17 protein-coding genes are annotated in these 18,939 nt (G+C 67.4%); 5 read left to right on the top strand and 12 right to left on the bottom strand.

From position 1 onward, the window contains the following. Nucleotides 1-7: 7 nt before the first annotated feature. The 7 genes from V7S63_RS00530 to V7S63_RS00500 form a co-directional block, all read right to left on the bottom strand. Nucleotides 8-826 carry a segregation and condensation protein A gene (locus tag V7S63_RS00530; protein ID WP_336528836.1) on the bottom strand — a complete coding sequence of 273 codons (819 nt, stop codon included), beginning with the start codon at nt 824-826 and terminating at the stop codon, nt 8-10. Between the two features lie 68 nt (nt 827-894). Continuing rightward, nucleotides 895-1,908 (bottom strand): beta-N-acetylhexosaminidase, encoded by a 1,014-nt coding sequence (gene nagZ, locus V7S63_RS00525; protein ID WP_336528835.1) that lies wholly within the window; start codon nt 1,906-1,908, stop codon nt 895-897. Between the two features lie 179 nt (nt 1,909-2,087). Then, complete coding sequence (locus tag V7S63_RS00520; protein WP_091828515.1) at nt 2,088-3,179, bottom strand: TRAP transporter substrate-binding protein; 1,092 nt, start codon at nt 3,177-3,179, stop codon at nt 2,088-2,090. A 172-nt stretch (nt 3,180-3,351) separates the two neighbouring features. Then, nucleotides 3,352-4,290, bottom strand: coding sequence for an arginase family protein (locus V7S63_RS00515; RefSeq protein WP_336528834.1), 939 nt, complete (start codon nt 4,288-4,290; stop codon nt 3,352-3,354). A gap of 138 nt (nt 4,291-4,428) precedes the next feature. Continuing rightward, nucleotides 4,429-6,051, bottom strand: a complete 1,623-nt coding sequence (locus tag V7S63_RS00510) for an SPOR domain-containing protein (RefSeq protein WP_336528833.1) — start codon at nt 6,049-6,051, stop codon at nt 4,429-4,431. Between the two features lie 186 nt (nt 6,052-6,237). After that, complete coding sequence (gene argS, locus V7S63_RS00505) at nt 6,238-8,004, bottom strand: arginine--tRNA ligase (protein WP_336528832.1); 1,767 nt, start codon at nt 8,002-8,004, stop codon at nt 6,238-6,240. 33 nt (nt 8,005-8,037) lie between these two features. Beyond that, the gene (locus V7S63_RS00500; protein WP_336528831.1) at nt 8,038-9,279 is read right to left on the bottom strand and encodes a deoxyguanosinetriphosphate triphosphohydrolase; all 1,242 of its coding nucleotides are present in this window, start codon (nt 9,277-9,279) and stop codon (nt 8,038-8,040) included. Nucleotides 9,280-9,365: 86 nt separating this feature from the next. Here V7S63_RS00500 and V7S63_RS00495 point away from each other — a divergent pair, with 86 nt between their 5' ends. Beyond that, a complete protein-coding gene (locus tag V7S63_RS00495) occupies nt 9,366-9,716 on the top strand; it encodes a HesB/IscA family protein (RefSeq protein WP_244624008.1) in 351 nt (116 codons plus the stop codon). A gap of 3 nt (nt 9,717-9,719) precedes the next feature. Here the strand turns inward: V7S63_RS00495 and V7S63_RS00490 are convergent, their stop codons facing one another. Further along, nucleotides 9,720-10,766: an HD-GYP domain-containing protein gene (locus V7S63_RS00490; protein WP_336528830.1), complete on the bottom strand. Its 1,047-nt coding sequence runs from the start codon at nt 10,764-10,766 to the stop codon at nt 9,720-9,722. Between the two features lie 298 nt (nt 10,767-11,064). Beyond that, nucleotides 11,065-11,676, bottom strand: coding sequence for a cold-shock protein (locus V7S63_RS00485; protein WP_091828504.1), 612 nt, complete (start codon nt 11,674-11,676; stop codon nt 11,065-11,067). 217 nt (nt 11,677-11,893) lie between these two features. Here V7S63_RS00485 and V7S63_RS00480 point away from each other — a divergent pair, with 217 nt between their 5' ends. Together V7S63_RS00480 and V7S63_RS00475 are read left to right on the top strand one after the other, a co-directional pair. Beyond that, nucleotides 11,894-13,012 carry a mandelate racemase/muconate lactonizing enzyme family protein gene (locus tag V7S63_RS00480; RefSeq protein WP_336528829.1) on the top strand — a complete coding sequence of 373 codons (1,119 nt, stop codon included), beginning with the start codon at nt 11,894-11,896 and terminating at the stop codon, nt 13,010-13,012. 11 nt (nt 13,013-13,023) lie between these two features. Beyond that, nucleotides 13,024-13,656, top strand: coding sequence for a LysE family translocator (locus tag V7S63_RS00475; RefSeq protein WP_336528828.1), 633 nt, complete (start codon nt 13,024-13,026; stop codon nt 13,654-13,656). Here V7S63_RS00475 and V7S63_RS00470 read toward each other — a convergent pair whose 3' ends face one another. Continuing rightward, a complete protein-coding gene (locus V7S63_RS00470; RefSeq protein ID WP_336529645.1) occupies nt 13,657-14,370 on the bottom strand; it encodes an SIR2 family NAD-dependent protein deacylase in 714 nt (237 codons plus the stop codon). Nucleotides 14,371-14,787: 417 nt separating this feature from the next. Here V7S63_RS00470 and V7S63_RS00465 point away from each other — a divergent pair, with 417 nt between their 5' ends. Further along, nucleotides 14,788-15,972, top strand: a complete 1,185-nt coding sequence (locus V7S63_RS00465; protein WP_336528827.1) for an aminotransferase — start codon at nt 14,788-14,790, stop codon at nt 15,970-15,972. 173 nt (nt 15,973-16,145) lie between these two features. Here the strand turns inward: V7S63_RS00465 and V7S63_RS00460 are convergent, their stop codons facing one another. Then, on the bottom strand, nt 16,146-17,348 hold the full coding sequence (locus tag V7S63_RS00460; RefSeq protein WP_336528826.1) for an ABC transporter substrate-binding protein: 1,203 nt from the start codon (nt 17,346-17,348) through the stop codon (nt 16,146-16,148). A gap of 53 nt (nt 17,349-17,401) precedes the next feature. Continuing rightward, entirely contained in the window at nt 17,402-18,337 is a 936-nt protein-coding gene (locus V7S63_RS00455; RefSeq protein ID WP_336528825.1) for an alpha/beta fold hydrolase, read from the bottom strand. A gap of 87 nt (nt 18,338-18,424) precedes the next feature. Between V7S63_RS00455 and V7S63_RS00450 the strand changes: the two genes are divergently transcribed. Next, a complete protein-coding gene (locus V7S63_RS00450) occupies nt 18,425-18,934 on the top strand; it encodes a MarR family winged helix-turn-helix transcriptional regulator (RefSeq protein ID WP_248307480.1) in 510 nt (169 codons plus the stop codon). The last annotated feature ends 5 nt before the right edge of the window (nt 18,935-18,939 follow it).

Raw genomic sequence — 18,939 nt, 5'->3', positions numbered from 1 at the left:
CAACGCCTCACAGGCCGAGCGTCGGCGGCCGCGCCGAGCGGCGGCGGACATAGAGCGGCGAGAAGGCACCGTCCTGGCGCAGGTCGAGCAGGCCCTCGCGCACCATCTCCAGCATGGCCGAGAGCGAGGAGGCCCGGACCGTCGCGGTCATCGTCTCGACGGGCAGGCCATGGCTGCTCATGTAGCGGGTGAGATAGCCGTCGATCGCGGTCCACTCGCCGGCCTCGCCGACCAGCCGCGCCAGCGCCTCACGCGCCTCGACCAACGACAGCACCTGCCGCTGGCCGACGCTCATCGGCTGGCGGATGCGCTTCTGGCGCTGCTGCGCATAGGCCGCCAGCAGGTCGTAGAGCTCCGCCTGCCAGACTGGTCGATCCTCGACAGCGATCACCTCCGGCGCGCCGCGGGCGAAGACGTCGCGGCCGAGCCGTTCACGGGTGGCGAGCCGCTGCGCCGCCGCGCGGATCGTCTCCAGCCGCTTCAGGCGCAGCGCCAGTGCGGTGGCGAGATCGGCCGCGCTCGGCTCCTCGCCCTTGGGCGGCTCCGGCAGCAGCATGCGCGACTTGAGATAAGCGAGCCACGCCGCCATCACCAGATAATCGGCGGCGAGTTCGAGCCGCAGCGCCCGCGCCGTTTCGATGAAGGACAGGTACTGCTCGGCCAGCGCCAGGATCGAGATGCGGGCGAGATCGACCTTCTGGCGGCGGGCAAGATCGAGCAGCAGGTCGAGCGGCCCTTCATAGCCGTCGACGTCGATCACGAACGAGGGCTCGCCGGACGCGCGTTCCGGCGTGCCGTCCTCCTGGAATGGCAGCTCAGCGGCCATCGATGGCCAAATCCCCATGACCTGCTCCGCCCGGTCGGCGGAGCCACAGCCCCGGGGAGAGAATCAGCCTAACTGCCGCCCAAAGCAAGGGCGCTGGCAAGCTGGGCGCGGGTGCTGTCCACATCGAGCGGCTCGGGCTCGTGCCTGATCCGTGCCAGTGCCATCGCGGCGCGGCGCGCTCGCGGTCCGGTCATCTCCGGAACGGCGCCGGCGACCGCGACCATCTCATCCATGATGCCATGGCAGTGCAGCACCACGTCGACCCCGGCTCTGATCGCCGCTTTCGCCTTGTCCTCGAACGAGCCCGACAGCGCCTTCATCGAGATGTCGTCGGTCATGATCAAACCGTCATAGCCGAGTTCGCCACGCATGATCTCTCTGATGATCTTGCGCGAGATCGTCGCCGGCCGGCGCTTGTCGAGTGCGGTGAAGACGACATGCGCCGTCATCGCCAGCGGCATGTCGGCGAGATGCCGGAACGGGCGGAAATCATGGGCGCGCAGCTCGTCCAGGCTCGCCTCGACCACCGGCAGGTCGTGATGGCTGTCGGCCTTGGCCCGGCCATGGCCGGGCATATGCTTGATCACAGGCAGCACGCCGCCGGCTATCAGCCCTTCAGCCGCGGCGCGGCCGAGCGTCGCCACCATGGTGGGGTCGCGGGCATAGGCGCGGTTGCCGATCACGTCATGGCTGCCGGCGACGGGAACGTCGAGCACCGGCAGGCAGTCGACATCGATGCCGACGCTTTTGAGATCATGCGCCATCAATCGCGCCGAGAGCCGGACGATCTCGCGCTGCTGCACGGGATCGTTGATGGCGAGAAAGGCCAGCGCCGGCGGATAGGGCGGCCAGTGCGGCGGCCCCATGCGCTGCACTCGCCCGCCCTCCTGGTCGATCAGGATCGGCGCGTGCCAGCCGACGCAATCGCGCATCTGCGCCGTCAGCGCAGCCACCTGCGCCGGATCCTGCGTATTGCGCTTGAACAGGATGAAGCCCCACGGCCGGGCGTCGCGGAAGAAGGCCCGCTCGTCGGCGGTGAGGCTCGTGCCGAGGCAGCCGGCAATGAAGGCGCGCGAGGTCATGGCGCCGTTATCGCCGATTCGGGGGCGATGAGCATCGCGTCATTGCGGGCTCACGTTTCCCGTCATGGTCGGGCTTGTCCCAACCATCCACGTCTTCCTTCGGGCAAAGCGACATTCAAGACGTGAATGCTCGCCACAAGGGCGAGCATAACGAGCTGGATCAACCGAATGCGCTAGCCTCAGCGCAGCGACTGCGACGCCTGCGCGTTGAAGGCGTCGAACGGCAACTCGGCAACGCGGAACCAGAGCTGCTCCTTCTTCCAGTAAGGCAGGAAGGAATCCCACAGCGTCTTGAAGTTCGGGTTCTTCGCCGCCTGGTCCGCATAGAGCGCGAAGGCTTCCTTGAAGGCTGCCTGCATCACGTCCTGGGGGAAGGGTCGCAGTTCGGCGCCGGCGGCGATCAGGCGCAGCAGCGCGTCCGGGTTGCCGTGGTCGTACTTCGCCATGCAGAGCGCGTTCGCCTCGGCGCAGGCCGCCTCGACGATGGCGCGGTAATGCGCCGGCAGCCCGTTCCACTTCTCCTGGTTGGCGATGAAGCTGACATTGGCGCAGCCTTCCCAGAAGCCGGGATAGTAGTAGTACTTCGCCACCTTCACGAAGCCGAGCTTCTCGTCGTCATAGGGGCCTGAGAACTCGGCCGCGTCGATCGTGCCGCGCTCCAGCGCCGGATAGATGTCGCCGCCGCCGAGCGTCTGCGGGACGACGCCGAGCTTGGCCATGATCTGGCCGCCCAGGCCGGCGATGCGGAACTTGAGGCCCTGGAGATCGGCGAGGCTCTTGATCTCCTTGCGGAACCACCCGCCCATCTGCGCGCCGGTGTTGCCGGAAGGGATTGTGTGGACGCCGAACTTCTTCATCAGGTCGCGGCAGAGCTCGATCCCGCCGCCCTGGTAGAGCCAGGCGTTCTGCTGGCGCGTGTTGAGGCCGAAGGGCAAGGAGGTCTCGAAGGCGAAGGCCGTGTCCTTGCCGATATAGAAGCTCGCCAGCGTGTGGCTGCATTCGACCGTGCCGTTCTGGACCGCATCGAGCGCCTGCAGCGCCGGCACGATCTCGCCGGCGGCGAAGGTCTGGATCTGGAAATTGCCGTCGGTCGCCTCGGCGACGCGCTTCGCGACCTGGGTCGAGATGCCGAACAGCGTGTCGAGGCTCTTCGGATAGCTCGAGGTCAGGCGCCAGTTGATCTTCGGATTGGTCTGCGCGATCGCCGGCGCGGCGATCGTCGCGGCGGCGGCTCCGGCGGCGGTCGTCTTGATCAGCTTGCGGCGGTCCATGGTGCTTCCTCTCACGTGCAGGCCTTCCGCATTTTCAGAGCGGATTAGGCCACGGATTCGGGGCGAAGCTAGAGCACGCGCTGACCGTGCTCCAGCCACGACGCTGCAACGGGTGCATGTCCGGATCGCGGGAGCAATCCGGGATTCCCGCACATCGGCATGGGCATGCGGTTCAGCGCGCGGCGCTGCGGGCCAGCAGGCCGGCTCCCAGCATGGCCAGCCGGCAGACCGTGCGGCTGCCGAGGCCGTCGATATCGGCCTCCGGCACGAATTCGACGATGTTGAAGCCGATGACCGGCGCCCGCTCCGCCACGCCGTTCAGCAGCGTGACGACATCGCCATAGGCAAGCCCTCCGGGCGTGCGGCCGAGCACGCCTGGCACGACGCTGGGATCGAAACCGTCGACATCGAAGCAGACCACCACCGGCCGGCCCGGCGGAACGGCCGCGATCGCGGGTGCCATCCCCTTGGCCCGCAGGATGCTCATGTCGATCAATTGCGCCCCGGCAGCCCTCGCCTCCGCCACATCCGAGGGTCGGGCGCTGCCGGTGCCGCGGGCGCCGACCTGCACGATCGTCCGGACGCCGTCGAGCTCGCAGGCACGCCGCATCGTGCTCGACAGACCGAAGCGCTCGCCCTCGACCTCCTCGCGCCAGTCGATATGGGCATCGACCTGCAGGATCGTGATCTCGCCGCGTGCCGCGAAGGCGCCGAGCGCCGGGATCTGGACGCTGTCGTCACCGCCGAGGAGGAGCGGCGCCGCACCGCGGGCCAGCAGCGTCGCATAGGTCGCCGCGATTCGCGCACGGTTGCCGGGCAGGTCGTCCGGATCGAAGGCGAGATCGCCGCAATCGACCAGGCGCCCACCAGCGGGCAGCAGCGGCCCGCCGAGATCGAAATCGTAATGCGCGAGCTTGGCGACCTGGGCCGCACTGGCGCGGCGGATCGCGGCCGGCGCCGATGCGCTATGGGCGCGGCCCGACCGATAGGGCGTCGCGGCCGGAATGCCGATGACCGCGACGGCGCGATGCGGCACGGCCTCCGGCGCCGAACTCTCGCAATCGAGGAAACGCGGGTCGGCGGCGCGACCGGGAATTGGATCGGGAGACATCGCCTAAGCCTGCATCGCGGGAGATCCCGACCAGCCTGCCCCGCCGGCGAAGCCCCACGCAAGCAAAAGCCGGCCGCGACGATCGCGGCCGGCTTTGGTTCTATCGGCGGCGGAACCCTGGGCTCCGCCTGCGTCCGCTCAGTTCTTGGCGATGAAGCACTGCCCGCCGGCAGCCTGCAGCGCCGAGCACATCGAGCTCGCATCCTCGCGGGAGTACGGGCCGACGCGCAGGCGGTAGACCGTCTTGCCACCGGCGAGCTCGGTCTTGCGCACGATCGGGCTCTGGCCGTTGAGCTGGCCGGGATATTTGCGCTGCAGCGCCGCGAAGGTGGCGCGCGCTTCGGCCTCGCTGCCCGGCGCGCCGAGCTGCACGGCGAAGCCGCCATTGGGATCGGCCCGCGGCGCGGTGGCCGCCGGCTCGGCCTGCTGCGGTGCCAGCGCGGCGGTACGGGTGTTGGCCGGGGGCGTCTGGGCAGCCGGCGGCGTCGCCGGAGCGGCAGCCCGCTCCTGTGTCTTCGGGGCAGCGGCGGGCGTCGCGCTCGGCTGTTGCGGACGCTGAGCGGCCTGGGCGGTCTGGGCCGGGGTCGCCGAGGCCGGACGATTCGACGGAGCCGAGCCGGTCACGATGCCCTGTCCCGGGGCACTCGACGCAGTGGCATTGCTCGGCGCCGGCGTGCCGTCGGGACGGATCGCCACCGTGCGGACCTTGCGTGGTTCGCCGAGCCCCGGCACGGCCGGGATCGGCACCAGACCGGGCTCGGTCGGAGCGAGGCCGGCGGCGGCGGTGTCGGTCGGCGTGATTGCGCCGTTCGAGCCCTGCGTCGGGCGCGGCGCCATGGCGCGCGCCGCCTGCTGCAGGTCGACCGGCTGCTCCTCGCGGCTGACCACCTTGGTCTTGTCGGCGCTGGCGTCGCCGCTGCGCTCGTAGATCTGCTTGTTCTGGTTCGGGATTTCGGCGCCGCCCGGATTGACGGGGGCGACCTTGGACGGGCCGGTATCGGCCGCGATCACCGGCGGCTGGCCGTTGACACCGGCCGGCTTGCCATTGCGGAAGACCATGGCGGCACCGACGCCGCCGACCGCGACGATGACCAGCGCCGCTGCCGTCAGCATGCCCTTGCGCGACCGCGAGCGCCGGAAATCGCGATGCTCGTCCTCGGCATCCTGATGCTGCGCGTCATAGTCCGGCGCTGCCTGATGATAGTCGGGTGCGGGCTCGGGAGCATAGGCCTGCGCCTGCACATGGCCGTGCCCGGCAGCCTCGTCGAGATCGCGGGGCTGCTCGGGAACATAGGCGTGCGGCCCGTCCTGCATCGCATAGGGCTGCGCGCGCACCGGGAGCGGCTCCGGCTCGTCATAATGATGCGCCGGCGCTGCGGCTGCCTGCGCAACAGGCTGCGGCGTGGTCCGCACCGGCTCGGTCCGGCGCAGCAGCGCCTCGAACTCGTCGAGCGCACCGCGGACATCGGCCGGCGGCGAGACCGGCTGCACCGGCGGCGCGGTGACCAGCGTCGGCTGGAAGCCGGGCTCGGCCCGAGTCCAGGAGGCGGGCTGCGGCGCGGCCGAAGCCGCGGGGCGCGTCGGCTCGGCGGGGCGACCGGCGAAGAGCTCCTTCAACGGATCGTCCTGACCGACGAGACGGGTCAGCTCCATCAGCGGATCCGAAGCCGCGCCCGGCTTCTGCGGCTGGGCCGCCCCGCGCAGCTGGCGCTCGAGATCGTCGAGATCGAGGGCGAATCGGTTTCTAGCTGGCTCGCTCATGACTTGATCCATTCCAGCGCATGCCGCCATCCATCAAAGGACGCCGCCACAGCGCGGTCAATCTGACGAAAGCCCAGCCGACCCGCCTTTCGGCATATCGGCCAACACCGCCTTCGTATCGGACCCGGCGGGCGCTGGCCGGATCATCCTGATCCGCAAAGCACCCGATGCGCCGGGATGGACCCGTCAGCGCATCTCCTCCGGCGCCGTCACCCCAACGACCGCCAGACCGGAAGCAAGGACGCTGCGTACCGCATGCACGAACGCCAATCTTGCCGATGTCGACTTTCGATCAGTTTGATTAACGAACCGTAATTGCGGCGAGTCTTTGCCCTTGTTCCACAGCGAGTGGAAGGCGCTGGCCAGGTCGTGCACGAAGAAGGCGACACGATGGGGCTCGTGTGACGAAGCCGCGGCTTCGATCATCCTCGGATACGCCGCGATCATCTTGACGATACCGATCTCCGACTCGTCGGTCAGCAAACCAAGATCCGACTGCGCCAGCGCCTGCGGCGACAGGTCGAGATCCGGGAAAGCCTCGGCTGCCTGCCGGAAGATCGAGGCGCAGCGCGCATGCGCGTACTGGACGTAGAAGACCGGATTGTCCTTCGACTGCTCGACCACCTTGGCGAGGTCGAAGTCGAGCGTCGCGTCGTTCTTGCGGAAGATCATCATGAAGCGCACCGCATCGCGACCGACCTCGTCGATGACCTCGCGCAGCGTGACGAAGTCGCCCGAGCGCTTCGACATCCTGACCTGCTCGCCATTGCGCAGCAGGCGCACGAGCTGGCAGAGCTTGACGTCGAGCGCGCCCTCGCCGTTCGTCACCGCCTTCACCGCGGCCTGCATGCGCTTGACGTAGCCGCCATGGTCGGCGCCCCAGACATCGATCATCTCGGCAAAGCCGCGGGTGAACTTCGAACGGTGATAGGCGATGTCGTTGGCGAAGTAGGTGTAGCTGCCATCCGACTTCAGCAGCGGCCGGTCGACGTCGTCGCCGAATTTTGTGGCGCGGAACAGGGTCTGCTCGCGATCCTCCCAATCCTCGTCCTTCTGCCCCTTGGGCGGCGGCAGCCGGCCCTCATAGATCAGGTCGCGGGCGCGCAGATCCTCGATCGTCTGGTGCACGGCGTTTGAATTGCCGTCCCGGCCCTGCAGCGAGCGCTCCGAGAAAAACAGGTCGTGGACGACGCCGAGCGCCGCGAGATCGTCGCGGATCATCGCCATCATCCCGTCGATCGCCGCCTGGCGCACCAGCGGCAGCCAGTCCCGTTCGGGCTGGTCGCGCAGCGCCGGGCCGTAGTCCTTCGCCAGCGTCTGCCCGACCGAGACCAGGTAGTCGCCGGGATAGAGCCCTTCCGGGATCGCGCCGATATCCTCGCCCAGCGCTTCGCGATAGCGCAGGAAGGCGGAGCGGGCGAGCACATCGACCTGCGCGCCGGCATCGTTGATGTAGTATTCGCGGGTGACGTCGCGCCCGGCGAAGGCGAGCAGGCTCGCCAGCGCATCGCCGAACACCGCGCCGCGGCCATGGCCGACATGCATCGGCCCGGTCGGATTGGCCGAGACGTACTCGACATTAATCCGGGGCTCGCCCTTGGCGGCGCCGCGGCCATGCTCGGCGCCGGCCAGCACAGCAGCCTTGAGAACCTCAGTGAAAACAGCAGGTTGCAGCGTCAGGTTGATGAAGCCGGGCCCGGCGATCTCGGCCTTGAGGACATCGCCGTCCTTGGCGAGCTCGACGACGATCAGCTCGGCCAGCGCGCGCGGCGCCATGCCGGCCTCCTTGGCCAGCACCATGGCGGCATTGATGGCGAGATCGCCATGGGCCGGATCCTTGGTCGGCTCGACCACGACGCGCGCCAGCGACAGGCCGGCCGGGATGCGGCCGGTTTCAGCCAGTCCGGCAAGGACGGTGGCGAGGCGTGCGGAGAAAGTCTCGAAAATGTTCATGGCGACCAGGAATGCGTAGGGAAGCGCCCGGCCCTATCGCAGCGACGGGGTGGCGTCAAACAGGCGCCGGTGTTCGTCGAGCGCGTAGGAATCGGTCATCCCCGCGATATAGTCGGAAATCCGGCGTGCCAGCCGCGCCTCGTCGAGTCCGTCGCATCCGGCCGCCCATTCGGCCGGCATGGCCTGTGGCTGCGCCTGGAAGCGCACGAACAGGTCGCGGACGATGTCGGCCGCCTCCTTGCGGATCACGCCGATGCGCGGATGGCGATACATGTTGGGATAGAGGAAATCCTTGATCGCCTTGTCGGCGGCGGCCAGAGCCGGCGAGAAGGCGACGACCGGCGCATCGGCCCGCCTGATCGCGTCGGCATCGGCGGGCGCCAGCGCCACGATCCGCGCCTCGGATTCTGCGATCACGTCCTCGACGAAGCGGGTGATCACGCGGCGAACCATTTCGTTGATCGCGCGCGGGCGCTCCAGCCCGGGATGCAGGGCATCGATCTCGTCGAGCAAACCAGCGAGGAAAGGCACCGCGCGCAATTCGGAGAGATCGAACAGCCCGGCGCGCAGGCCGTCGTCGATGTCATGGGCGTTGTAGGCGATGTCATCGGCGAGCGCCGCGACCTGCGCCTCGGCCGAGGCATGACTATCCAGCCAGAGATCCTGCTTCTCCTGGTATTCGAGAATCGCGACCGGAATGCCGGTCCTGGCATAGCGCTCGGTGGGCTTGCCGTCGGCATCGAGCAAGGGGCCGTTGTGCTTGCCCAGCCCCTCCAGCGTTTCCCAGGTCAGGTTGAGCCCGTCGAAGCCGGCATAGCGCCGCTCCAGCCGGGTGACGATCCGGAGTGTCTGGGCGTTGTGGTCGAACCCACCAAAGCCGGCCATGCATTCGCCGAGCGCATCCTCGCCGGTATGGCCGAAGGGCGTGTGGCCGAGATCGTGCGCCAGCGCCAGCGCCTCGGCCAGGTCCTCGTCGAGCCCGAGCGCGCGGGCCAGAGCGCGGGCGATCTGCGCCACCTCGATCGTATGGGTCAGGCGGGTGCGGAAATGGTCGCCCTCATGCGAGACGAAGACCTGGGTCTTGTGCTTCAGCCGGCGGAAGGCGGTGGAATGGATGATGCGATCGCGGTCGCGCTGGAACGGATTGCGTGTCGCCGAGCCGGGTTCATCGACCAGTCGGCCGCGACTCGTTGCGGTCCGGCAGGCGTAAGGCGCGCGCCAACGGTCGCCCGGCTCGCGCGTCGGGGCTGTGGCGGTCTCGTGTGCTTGCGGCATGGCAGCCCCTTGGGCAGGCGCGGCTTGAAGCGATGCGCCAGCGCCATTACCTTTGCTGACGAGGCAGGAGCAAGGATGTTCTGCGCATGACCATGGCGATCGAAGCCAAACCGCACGCGATCTCGCTGACCGACAAGGCCGCGAGCCGTATCCTCGCGGTGATGGCGAGCGAGGCACCGGGCTCGATGCTGCGCGTGAGCGTCGCCGGCGGCGGCTGCTCGGGATTCCAGTACGTCTTCGACATCGACCGCGAGAAGGCCGATGGAGACCTCGTGCTGGAGCGCGACGGCGCGACCGTGCTGATCGACGAAACGTCGCTCGAGCTGCTCGACGGCTCGACCATCGATTTCGTCGACGACCTCGTCGGCCAGTCGTTCAGGATCATCAACCCGAACGCGACCAGCTCCTGCGGCTGTGGCACGTCCTTCGCGCTCTGAGCCTCAGCCGGGCAGCACCACGGCCCGGAATGCCCGCAGCAGGTCGCCATCGAGCTTGGCGCCCATTCCGACAAGCGTGGCATAGGCCTCCTGCGGAGCCATCGGCGCCTTGTAGGGACGTCGTTCGATCAGTGCCGCGTAGATATCACAGATCGTGACCATCCGGACGACGTCCGAGATCTCGTGTGCCTTCAGCCCCCGCGGATAGCCGGTGCCGTCGAGATATTCATGATGGCTGCGCGCGGCCTCGGCGACTTCGCCGGCAAAGGCTCCCTGCCGCTGCAGCATCTCATAGCCGATCTGCGGGTGCTCGCGCATGATCGCGAGCTCCTCCGTCGTCAGCTTGCCGGCTTTGTGCAGGATCGCGAGCGGAATGCGGGCCTTGCCGATGTCGTGCAGAACTGCGGCACTGGTGACCTGCTTGCGCGCTTCTTCGGGAAAACCGAGCGCCCGCGCAAAAGCTGCGACGAGACCTGCCACCAGCAGACAGTGCTGATAGGTCGCATCGTCATGGTTCCAGACCAGCTCGAGCCAGGCGCCGAGATCGCGGTCGTCGGCAGCGCGGTTGATCGCCTCGACGCTGCCTTCGATAGCAGCCACCGGCAGCGCCCGACCTTCCGCGGCAGCCGAAAGCAGGTCGGCCATGCCGGCGGATGCCGCGATGAAGTTCTGCTGGATCGCGCCGCATCCTTCAGGATTGAGAATGCGGCCGATCTCGTCGAGCAGGGTCCTTGCCGGGAGGCCTGCCGGCAGGACGGCGCTCGCGCCGATCGCATTGGCCTGGATCGTCAGGCGCGGAGATTGGTCCCGCAGCAGGCAGAGAAAGGGCATGCCCTTGCGCCGGTGCGCCGCGACCCGATCCCGGATGGCCTCGACCGCGACGCGGTTCGACAGATCGACGTCGCTGACGAGCAGCCGCGCCGGCACCGGCCCGCCTCGTGCCGGACGATACAGGTCGACGACATCGCACGGTCCCCACAGCGACAGGAGTCGCTCGAGTTTCTGGCTCTCTTCCGGACGGTCGGTGATCAGCAGCACGGCAATCGACATGTCCCCATAACGAAGACACTCTAGCCGCAGGTTCCTTGAGGTCAGGTGAAGCCGATTCACTCAAATTCGCCGTTTCTGTTCAGAAGCGGCTGAGGTCACGAACTCCGGGCCTGCCGCCTCCTCGCGCTCGCCTCGGCATATTGCAGCGACCAGTCGAGATCTTCGCGGGGGAGGTCGAAGGATTCGCCCATCTGCACCGGCGCCTCGTCGATATCCGGCGCTGCATGCTAGTCGTGAATCGCCATCCGAACCGCAACAAAAAAGGCGCCTCAGGGCGCCTTCTCCGAAAGGATCCTTCTCAGTGCGAACTGGGCGGCCCGCCCTGCTCGAACCGGATCTCGGCCGCCATCAGCCCCTTCGGTCCAGGCCCGTAGCGCACCAGCACGGTCTGCCCCGGAATCAGCTCGACGATGCCGTAGCGGCGCAGTGTTTCCATATGGACGAAGATGTCGGGCGCGCCCTCGCCCGCCGAGACGAAGCCGAACCCCCGCAGGCGGTTGAACCACTTCACCACCATGCGCTCCAGCCCGCTGGTCGGCGTCACCGTCGCATTGGTGCGCGGCATCGGCATCTCGGCCGGATGGCGCGCCGCGGAGGTGTCGATCGAGAGCACGCGCGTGGCCTGGCGACCACGCGCCTTGGCGACCGCCTCGAGCACGATGCGCGCACCTTCGGCGATGGCATGGAAGCCGTCGCGCTTCAGGGTGGTGACATGGACCAGGACATCGCTCCCGCCATCCTGTGGCACCACGAAGCCGTAGCCTTTGCTCACATCGAACCATTTGACGTGGCCGATGATCTCGACCACCTGCTCGGCGATCGTCTCAGGCCCGTCCAGACGCACGATCCGGTTGAGCGATTGCAGCGGGCCGACCGGTGGCCTGCCTCCGTCGCCGTATTCGTCGGACATGTTCCGCTCATCTCCGCCGCGAACGTGATTCGTGACGTGACGATAGCACCCGGACGAAGCCGGGAAACAGCCGCTTACCGCTCATCCACATCATCAGCATGCGCAAAGCGCGCGTAGGGTCGCCGAAAGCCGCGCCTTGTCGCTTCCGCGCATCAGGTCGATGATCGGCCAAAGAGTCGCGAGGCAAGAGTCGCGAGGCAAGAGCCGGAGCACCGTCATGCGCATCGCCCGTATCGAGCCCTTCATCCTTCATATCCCGGTGACCGGCGGCTCGATCGCCGACTCGACCCACCGGATCAGCCATTGGGGCGTGGTCGGCACGAAGATCGTCAGCGAGGACGGGCTCACCGGCTACGGCTTCACCGGCACCCATGCCGATCTCGCCTCCGACCGGCTGATCACGTCGTGCATCCGCGATTGCTACGCGCCGCTGCTGGCGGGCGAGGACGCCTCCGAGCATTCGCGGCTCTGGCTGAAGCTCGCCCGCCATCCGGCGCTGCAATGGGTCGGCCGCGCCGGCATCACTCAGCTGGCTCTGGCCGCCGTCGACATCGCGCTCTGGGATCTCAAGGCGAAGAAGGCGGGCGTGCCGCTCTGGCACCTGCTCGGCGGCGCCAGCAAATCGAAGCTCGAGGCCTACAACACCGATATCGGCTGGCTCTCGATCCCCAAGGACGAGCTGGTCGAGGGCGCACGCATGGCGGTCGAGCGCGACGGCTTCCATCGCATCAAGATCAAGGTCGGCCATGCCGATCCGATGACCGATATCGGGCGGCTGGAAGCGGTGCGCCGCGCCATCGGCGACCATGTCACCATGGCGATCGACGGCAACGGCAAATGGGACCTGCCGACCTGCAAGCGCTTCTGCGCCCGCGCCGAGGCACTCGACCTGTTCTGGTTCGAGGAGCCGCTCTGGTACGACGACATCGGCTCGCATGCCGAGCTCGCCCGCTCGACGTCAATTCCCGTCGCGCTCGGCGAGCAGCTCTATACGCTCGATGCCTTCCGCGCCTTCGTCCAGGCCGGCGCGATCCACTATGTCCAGCCCGACGTCACGCGCCTCGGCGGCGTCACCGAATACATCCAGGTCGCCGAGCTGGCGCTGGCCCATCGCCTGCCGGTCGCGCCCCACGCCGGCGAGATGAGCCAAGTCCACGTCCATCTCGCCTACTGGCATCCGGCGACGCCGGTGCTCGAATACATTCCCTGGATCAAGGACGCCTTCGCCGACCCCGCCACTGTCGCCGATGGCTGCTTCCTGCGCCCGCAGCAGCCCGGTGCCGGCACCACGCCGACGAAGGATGCCTTCCAACGCTTCGCCAAGCCGCTGGCCTGAAGGACCCCGCCATGCTCGATGTCGCCACGCTCGCTCTGTTTACTGCCGCCTGCGCCGTGCTGACGGCGACGCCCGGCCCCGACATGCTGCTGATCGCCTCACGCAGCATGAGCCAGGGCCGCGCCGCCGGCTTCATGACCTATGTCGGCATCGCCACCGGCAGCTATCTCCAGGCGCTTGCTGCCGCCTACGGCTTGTCGCAGCTCTTCCTGCTCGTGCCGGCCGCCTATGACGCCCTGCGCTGGGCCGGCGCGGCCTATCTCGCCTGGCTCGCCTGGAAGACGTTGCGCTCTCCCGCGACCTTGTTCGCGCCGACGGCCGATGCCGCGCATTTCCAGCTGCGCCAGATCTTCCTGCAGGGCCTGCTGACCAATCTGCTCAACCCGAAGATGGCGCTGTTCATGCTGGCCCTGCTGCCGCAGTTCCTGAAGCCCGAGGCCGGCTCGTTGCTGCTGCAGGTCGTGGTCCTGGCCACGATCCTCAACCTCATGGGCCTCATCGCCAACGGCATCGTCATCCTGACGGCGAGCCGGCTCGGCCGCGCCATTGCGAGCCGGGCGCATCTGGCGCTCTGGCCACAGCGCATCCTCGGCGCCGTCTTTGGCGGGCTGGCAGTGCGCTTGGCGTTCGCTTCGCGCGACTGATCAATTCGCCAGTCGCGCTAAGGCCGGCCCGATCTCGCTGCGCACGACGAGATCGGCGATCGGGTCGAGATCGGTCGGCTCGCGATTGAGAATGACGAGCTTGGCGCCGTTGCGCTTGGCGATCACCGGAAAGGTCGCAGCCGGAAAGACGACGAGCGAGGAACCTGCAACCAGGTAGAGATCGGCCGACATCGTCAGTTCATGCGCCCGCAGCATCGGCTGCTGCGGCATCTGCTGGCCGAAGGAGATCGTCGCGGTCTTCACGATCCCGGCGCACATCATGCAGGAAGGCGGCTCGCCGCTCGCCTCGAAGGCCTCGCGGATCGCCGAAAGCTCGTGCCGCCAGCCGCAGGTCAGGCAGGTGGCATAGGTGCCGTTGCCGTGCAGCTCGATCACCCCATCCTCGGCGATGCCCGAAGCCTGGTGCAGGCCGTCGATGTTCTGGGTGATCACGCCGGGCGAGCGCCCCTCCGCCACCAATGTCGCCAGCGCCCGGTGGCCGCGATTGGGCTTGGCGTCACGATAATGGTCGTCCATCGCGAATTTGCGCCGCCAGGCCTCGATCCGCGCCTCGCGGCTGGCGAGGAAGATATCGAACGGAATCGGCTTGTTGCTCATCCAGGGTGAGCCCGGCGTACGGAAATCCGGCACGCCCGATTCAGTCGAGATCCCCGCCCCGGTGAACGGCACGATCACCCGGGCGCGGTCGAGCATGGCGTGCAGTTCCTCGATCGCGTCCTCTGGGTTTATGTCCACTTATGTATCTCGCTCCAGGCAATCCACGAGTGATTTGTTGGATTCGAATTCGTCGTTCACTTTATGGAGGTCCAGCGAAATTTATAGTCCAAGACGGAAAAGATGATCGTAGATATCACTCCCAGAACAGCAAAATTTAATATCGTGAAAACTCCGATTATTTCGAGCAAAAACCACAAAGCTCCTAATATTAATAAATTAATGATCCTTGAGAGTGAACTCTCAACATAATTCCGCAGCCATTCATTGCTGCCGCTGTCGCCACCCACCATCCGCTCCCGAGTTGACCCTGTTCAAGACATAGGGATGGTTTCGCTTGAAGGCGAGGAGTGCAAGCGCATTGACGCAGCTCTTGCTCCAGCCAATGTTCCAGCTATGCCTGCGTCCTCTCCCGCCCCGCTCAATCCCGATCTCATCGACACCGCGACGCCGCCGATCCCCGAGGCCAAGGCCTGGGCCCGCGGCTATGCCGACGGAGCCGGCCCGCTGATCGACCTGTCGCAGGCGGTACCCGGCTCGCCGCCGCCCGCCATCCTGCTCGAGCGCCTCGCCGAGGCCGCCGCGACCGCCGAGAGCACGCGCTACGGACCGATCGTAGGCGACGATGTCCTGCGCGAGGCCTATGCCGCCGAGAGCAGCGCCTTCTATGGCGGGGCGATCCGGCCGCAGGAGATCGCGATCACCGCCGGTTGCAACCAGGCCTATGTCACCGTGATGATGGCGCTGGCTCGCGCCGGCGACAATGTTCTCTTGCCGACGCCCTGGTACTTCAACCACGAGATGACGCTGAACATGCTCGGCGTCGAGCCGCGCCCGCTGCCCTGCGACCCGCAAGCCGGCTTCGTGCCGGATGCCGAAACCGCCGAGGCGCTGATCGACGAGCGCACTCGCGCCATCGTCCTGGTGACGCCGAACAATCCGACCGGGGCCGTCTATCCGCCTGCCACCATCGCCGCCTTCGCCGCGCTATGCCGCAGGCGGAAGATCTGGCTGGTGCTCGACGAGACCTATCGCGACTTCCTGCCGGAGGGCGCCGACCGCCCGCATGAGCTCTTCGCTGCAAGCGACTGGCAGGATTCGCTGATCGGCCTCTACAGCTTCTCCAAGGCCTATGCGGTGCCCGGCTGGCGGCTCGGAGCGATCACCGCCGGCGAGGCGGCGCTCGCCCAGATCGGCAAGGTGCTCGACTGCGTCCAGATCAGCCCGGTCCGCGCCGGCCAGAGCGCGGTCGCCTGGGGCATCGACGGCATCCGCGCCTGGCGTGAGGCCAATCGCGCCGAGATGAACTCCCGCGCCGCACTGTTCCGCCAGGCGATCGCGCCGCTGAACGGCTGGACCGTGCTCGCCGCCGGCGCCTATTTCGCCTATGTCGCCCACCCCTTCGAGGGCGTGCCGGCTGCGGAGGTCGTCCGCCGGCTGGTGCAGGAGCGCGGCGTGCTGGCCCTGCCCGGCCCCTATTTCGGGCCCGGGCAGGAGCAGCATTTGCGCATCGCGATCGCCAACGTCGCGGCCGAGAGCATCGCCGCACTCGGCGAGCGGCTGAAGGGCTTCGCGCTCTGATCGTGGCAGGCCGCTAGTCCTCGGCATCCCCACGCTGTCATCCCGGACAAGCCGCGTAGCGGCGCCGATCCGGGATCCATTCCGGAGCCTATCCGATTAAGGTTCCGGAATGGGTCCCGGGTCTTCGCTTCGCCGCGCCCGGGACGACACACATATGTTGTTGCGAAGGAAGCTTACCCCTTCGCCGCCGGACACTTGCTCTCCGACAGCGGCCAGACCGTCTCCTCCGGCGCGATCTTGCGCACGATCTCGAAATAGTCCCACGGCCCCTTCGAATCCGCCGGCTTCTTGACGCGGGCGAGATACATCTCGCGCAGCACCCGGCCGTCGGCACGGATCCTGGCGTCCTTGGTGAAGGCGTCGTTGATCGGCATCGCGCGCATCGCGGCAGCGACCTTGTCGGGATCGTCGGTGCCGGCTTCCTTGATCGCCTTGAGATAGTGCAGCACCGAGCCGTAGACGCCGGCATGCAGCATGGACGGCATCATCCCAGCCTTCTCCAGGAACTGCTTCGACCAGGCGCGCGAAGGCTCGTCGAGATCCCAATAGGAGGCAGTGGTCAGGTAGGTGCCCTGCGTCGCCTTCAGGCCGAGGCTGTGCACGTCCTGCAGGAAGAAGATCAGCGCCGCGAGGTTCTGACCCTGCTCGACCAGCCCGAACTCGCCGGCCTGCTTGATCGCGTTGATGGTGTCGCCGCCGGCATTTGCGATACCGATCACCTTGGCGCCGGAGGATTGCGCCCTGAGCAGGAAGGACGAGAAATCGGCATTGTTGAGGGGGTGGCGCACCGCGCCGACGACCTTGCCGCCATTGGCCTCGACCACGTCGGTAGCGTCCTTCTGGAGCTGGTGGCCGAAGGCGTAGTCGGAGGCCAGCATGAACCACGAGGTGCCGCCGGCCTTGACCACGGCCGAGGCGGTGCCGCGCGCGACGCCATAGGTATCGTAAGTCCAGTGGAAGCCATAGGGGGAGCACTGCTCATTGGTCAGCGCCGTGGTGCCGGCGCCGGAATACATCACGATCCGCTTCTTCTCGCGGGCGAGCGATTGTAGCGCCAGCGCCACCGCGGAATTCGGCACGTCGACGACAGCGTCGACCTTGTCGATGTCGAACCATTGCCGGGCGATCGAGGTGCCGAGATCGGCCTTGTGTTGATGGTCGGCGGCAACGATCTGGATCGGCTTGCCGAGCACCGTGGCGCCAAACTCCTTCACCGCCAGCTCGGCTGCGATCACCGAGCCCTTGCCGCCGATATCGGCGGTGACACCGCCCATGTCGGTCAGCACGCCGATCTTGACGACGTCATCGCTGACCTGGGCCAGCGCCGGCATGGTGGCGAGCGCCATCAGGGCGCCGCCTGCGAGAAGCGACCGCATCACTATCCTCCCGAGCTTGTCGTCCGGCGGGCTGAACGCCGCCGGTTCGAGCGTCAAAGACCCCTTGCCTCCAGCCAGGCGACGATCAGGGCCGCGATCTCGTCGCTGTTGTCCTCGCACATCGGCATATGGCCGTTGCCGGCGATGCCGCGCTCCGGCAGGTAGACGAACTCGGCACCAAGAAAGCGTGCCGTCGCCTCGTCCACCGCGCGCGGATGGCGCGGATCGCTGTCGCCGGTGACGATCAGGATAGGCATCTTGGCCAGATTGGCCGGATCGGCGATGCGCAAGCCCTTGCCGCCGATATTGAAGCGCTCGTTCATCAGGCGCGCGCTCTCGGGCACGATCGAGCGGCGATAGGCCTCGAAGCCCTGCTGCGGAAAGCGCGCGGAATTGGCCCAATAGGCCCGCATGAACTCGGGCGGGATGAAGAGCGGCTTGTCTTCCTCGACCCGAACGGGACAGCCCAGGCTCTCATCGTCCTTCAGCTTCGCCACCGCCTCGGCATCGTCGGGCAGAACCGGCAGAAGATTGGCCGGCCCGCCCGGCGCGATGCCGACGATCGCCGCGACCGCCTTGGGGCTCCGCTCGGCGATCCACCAGGCCATCGGTCCACTCGCGGAATGCACCAGCAACACCGCCGGTCCGATTTCCTCCAGCAGCCGCTGCAGGCTCTGCGCGATCTCGACGCTCGACAGCGTCGCGAAATCCGGCCGCATTGGCGAGCGGCCATGGCCCGGCCAGTCCGGCACGAAGACCACGCGGCTGCAGGCGAAGACAGGCGCCCAGCCCGGCCGACCGTCCGGTGTCGTCAGATAGCAGGCGCCGGTATGGCCGCCGCCATGGACGAGGACGATCGGCAAGCGCCCCGCTTGAGCGCCCCCGAGCCGGTCGACATAGATCGGATGGGCGTCCGTCCCCGAATAGAAGCACTGCTGCTCCGGCGCGTACGAAAGCGCCTGCCGCCTTGTGGCACCAGCCTGGTCCATCGCCTCCTCCCGGCACGGCAAAACCGTGCCATTGCTTAGCGAGAATGCTAGGACCGGCTCATGGCGCGCGCAACAAAAAAGTCTAATATGAGACTAATTCCGCAGGACGAGGCCCGCGAGCTCGACGCCGGGCAGCGACGCGCCATCCTCGACGGCACCGCGATCCCGACCGCCTACAAGATCGGCTATATCCTCAACTTCTATCGCGAGCCCTCCTTCCGGGCGATCGAGATGGAGTTCGGGCTGACCCGGCCGGAGATCGTCATCCTGATCTTTCTGACCGTGCGTGACGGCGCCACTGCCAGCGAGTTCTGCGAGTTCTCCGGCCATCTCAAGGCGAGCGTCAGCCGCGCCGTGATCCTGCTCGAGAAGAAGAAGCTGATCCGGCGCGAGCCCGACAAGGCCGACAGCCGCCGCCAGCTCCTCTTCCTGACGGCGGACGGCCGCGCCCTCTACGAGCGCTACATTCCGGCGCTCAAGGCAAGGGAGGCAGCGATGCTCGATTGCCTTTCCGGCGATGAGCGAGGCCAGCTCGGGCGGCTGCTCGACAAGCTCGCCGCCCATGTCCCGCACTGGGGCTTCGCTTCGGAGCTCTGAAACGC

This window comes from Allobosea sp. CCNWLY174 (genome assembly GCF_037120455.1).
Taxonomy (GTDB): Bacteria; Pseudomonadota; Alphaproteobacteria; order Rhizobiales; family Beijerinckiaceae; genus Allobosea; species Allobosea lupini.
The sequence above is the reverse complement of the archived record's forward strand: the minus strand, read 5'-3'. Positions and strand labels throughout refer to the sequence as shown.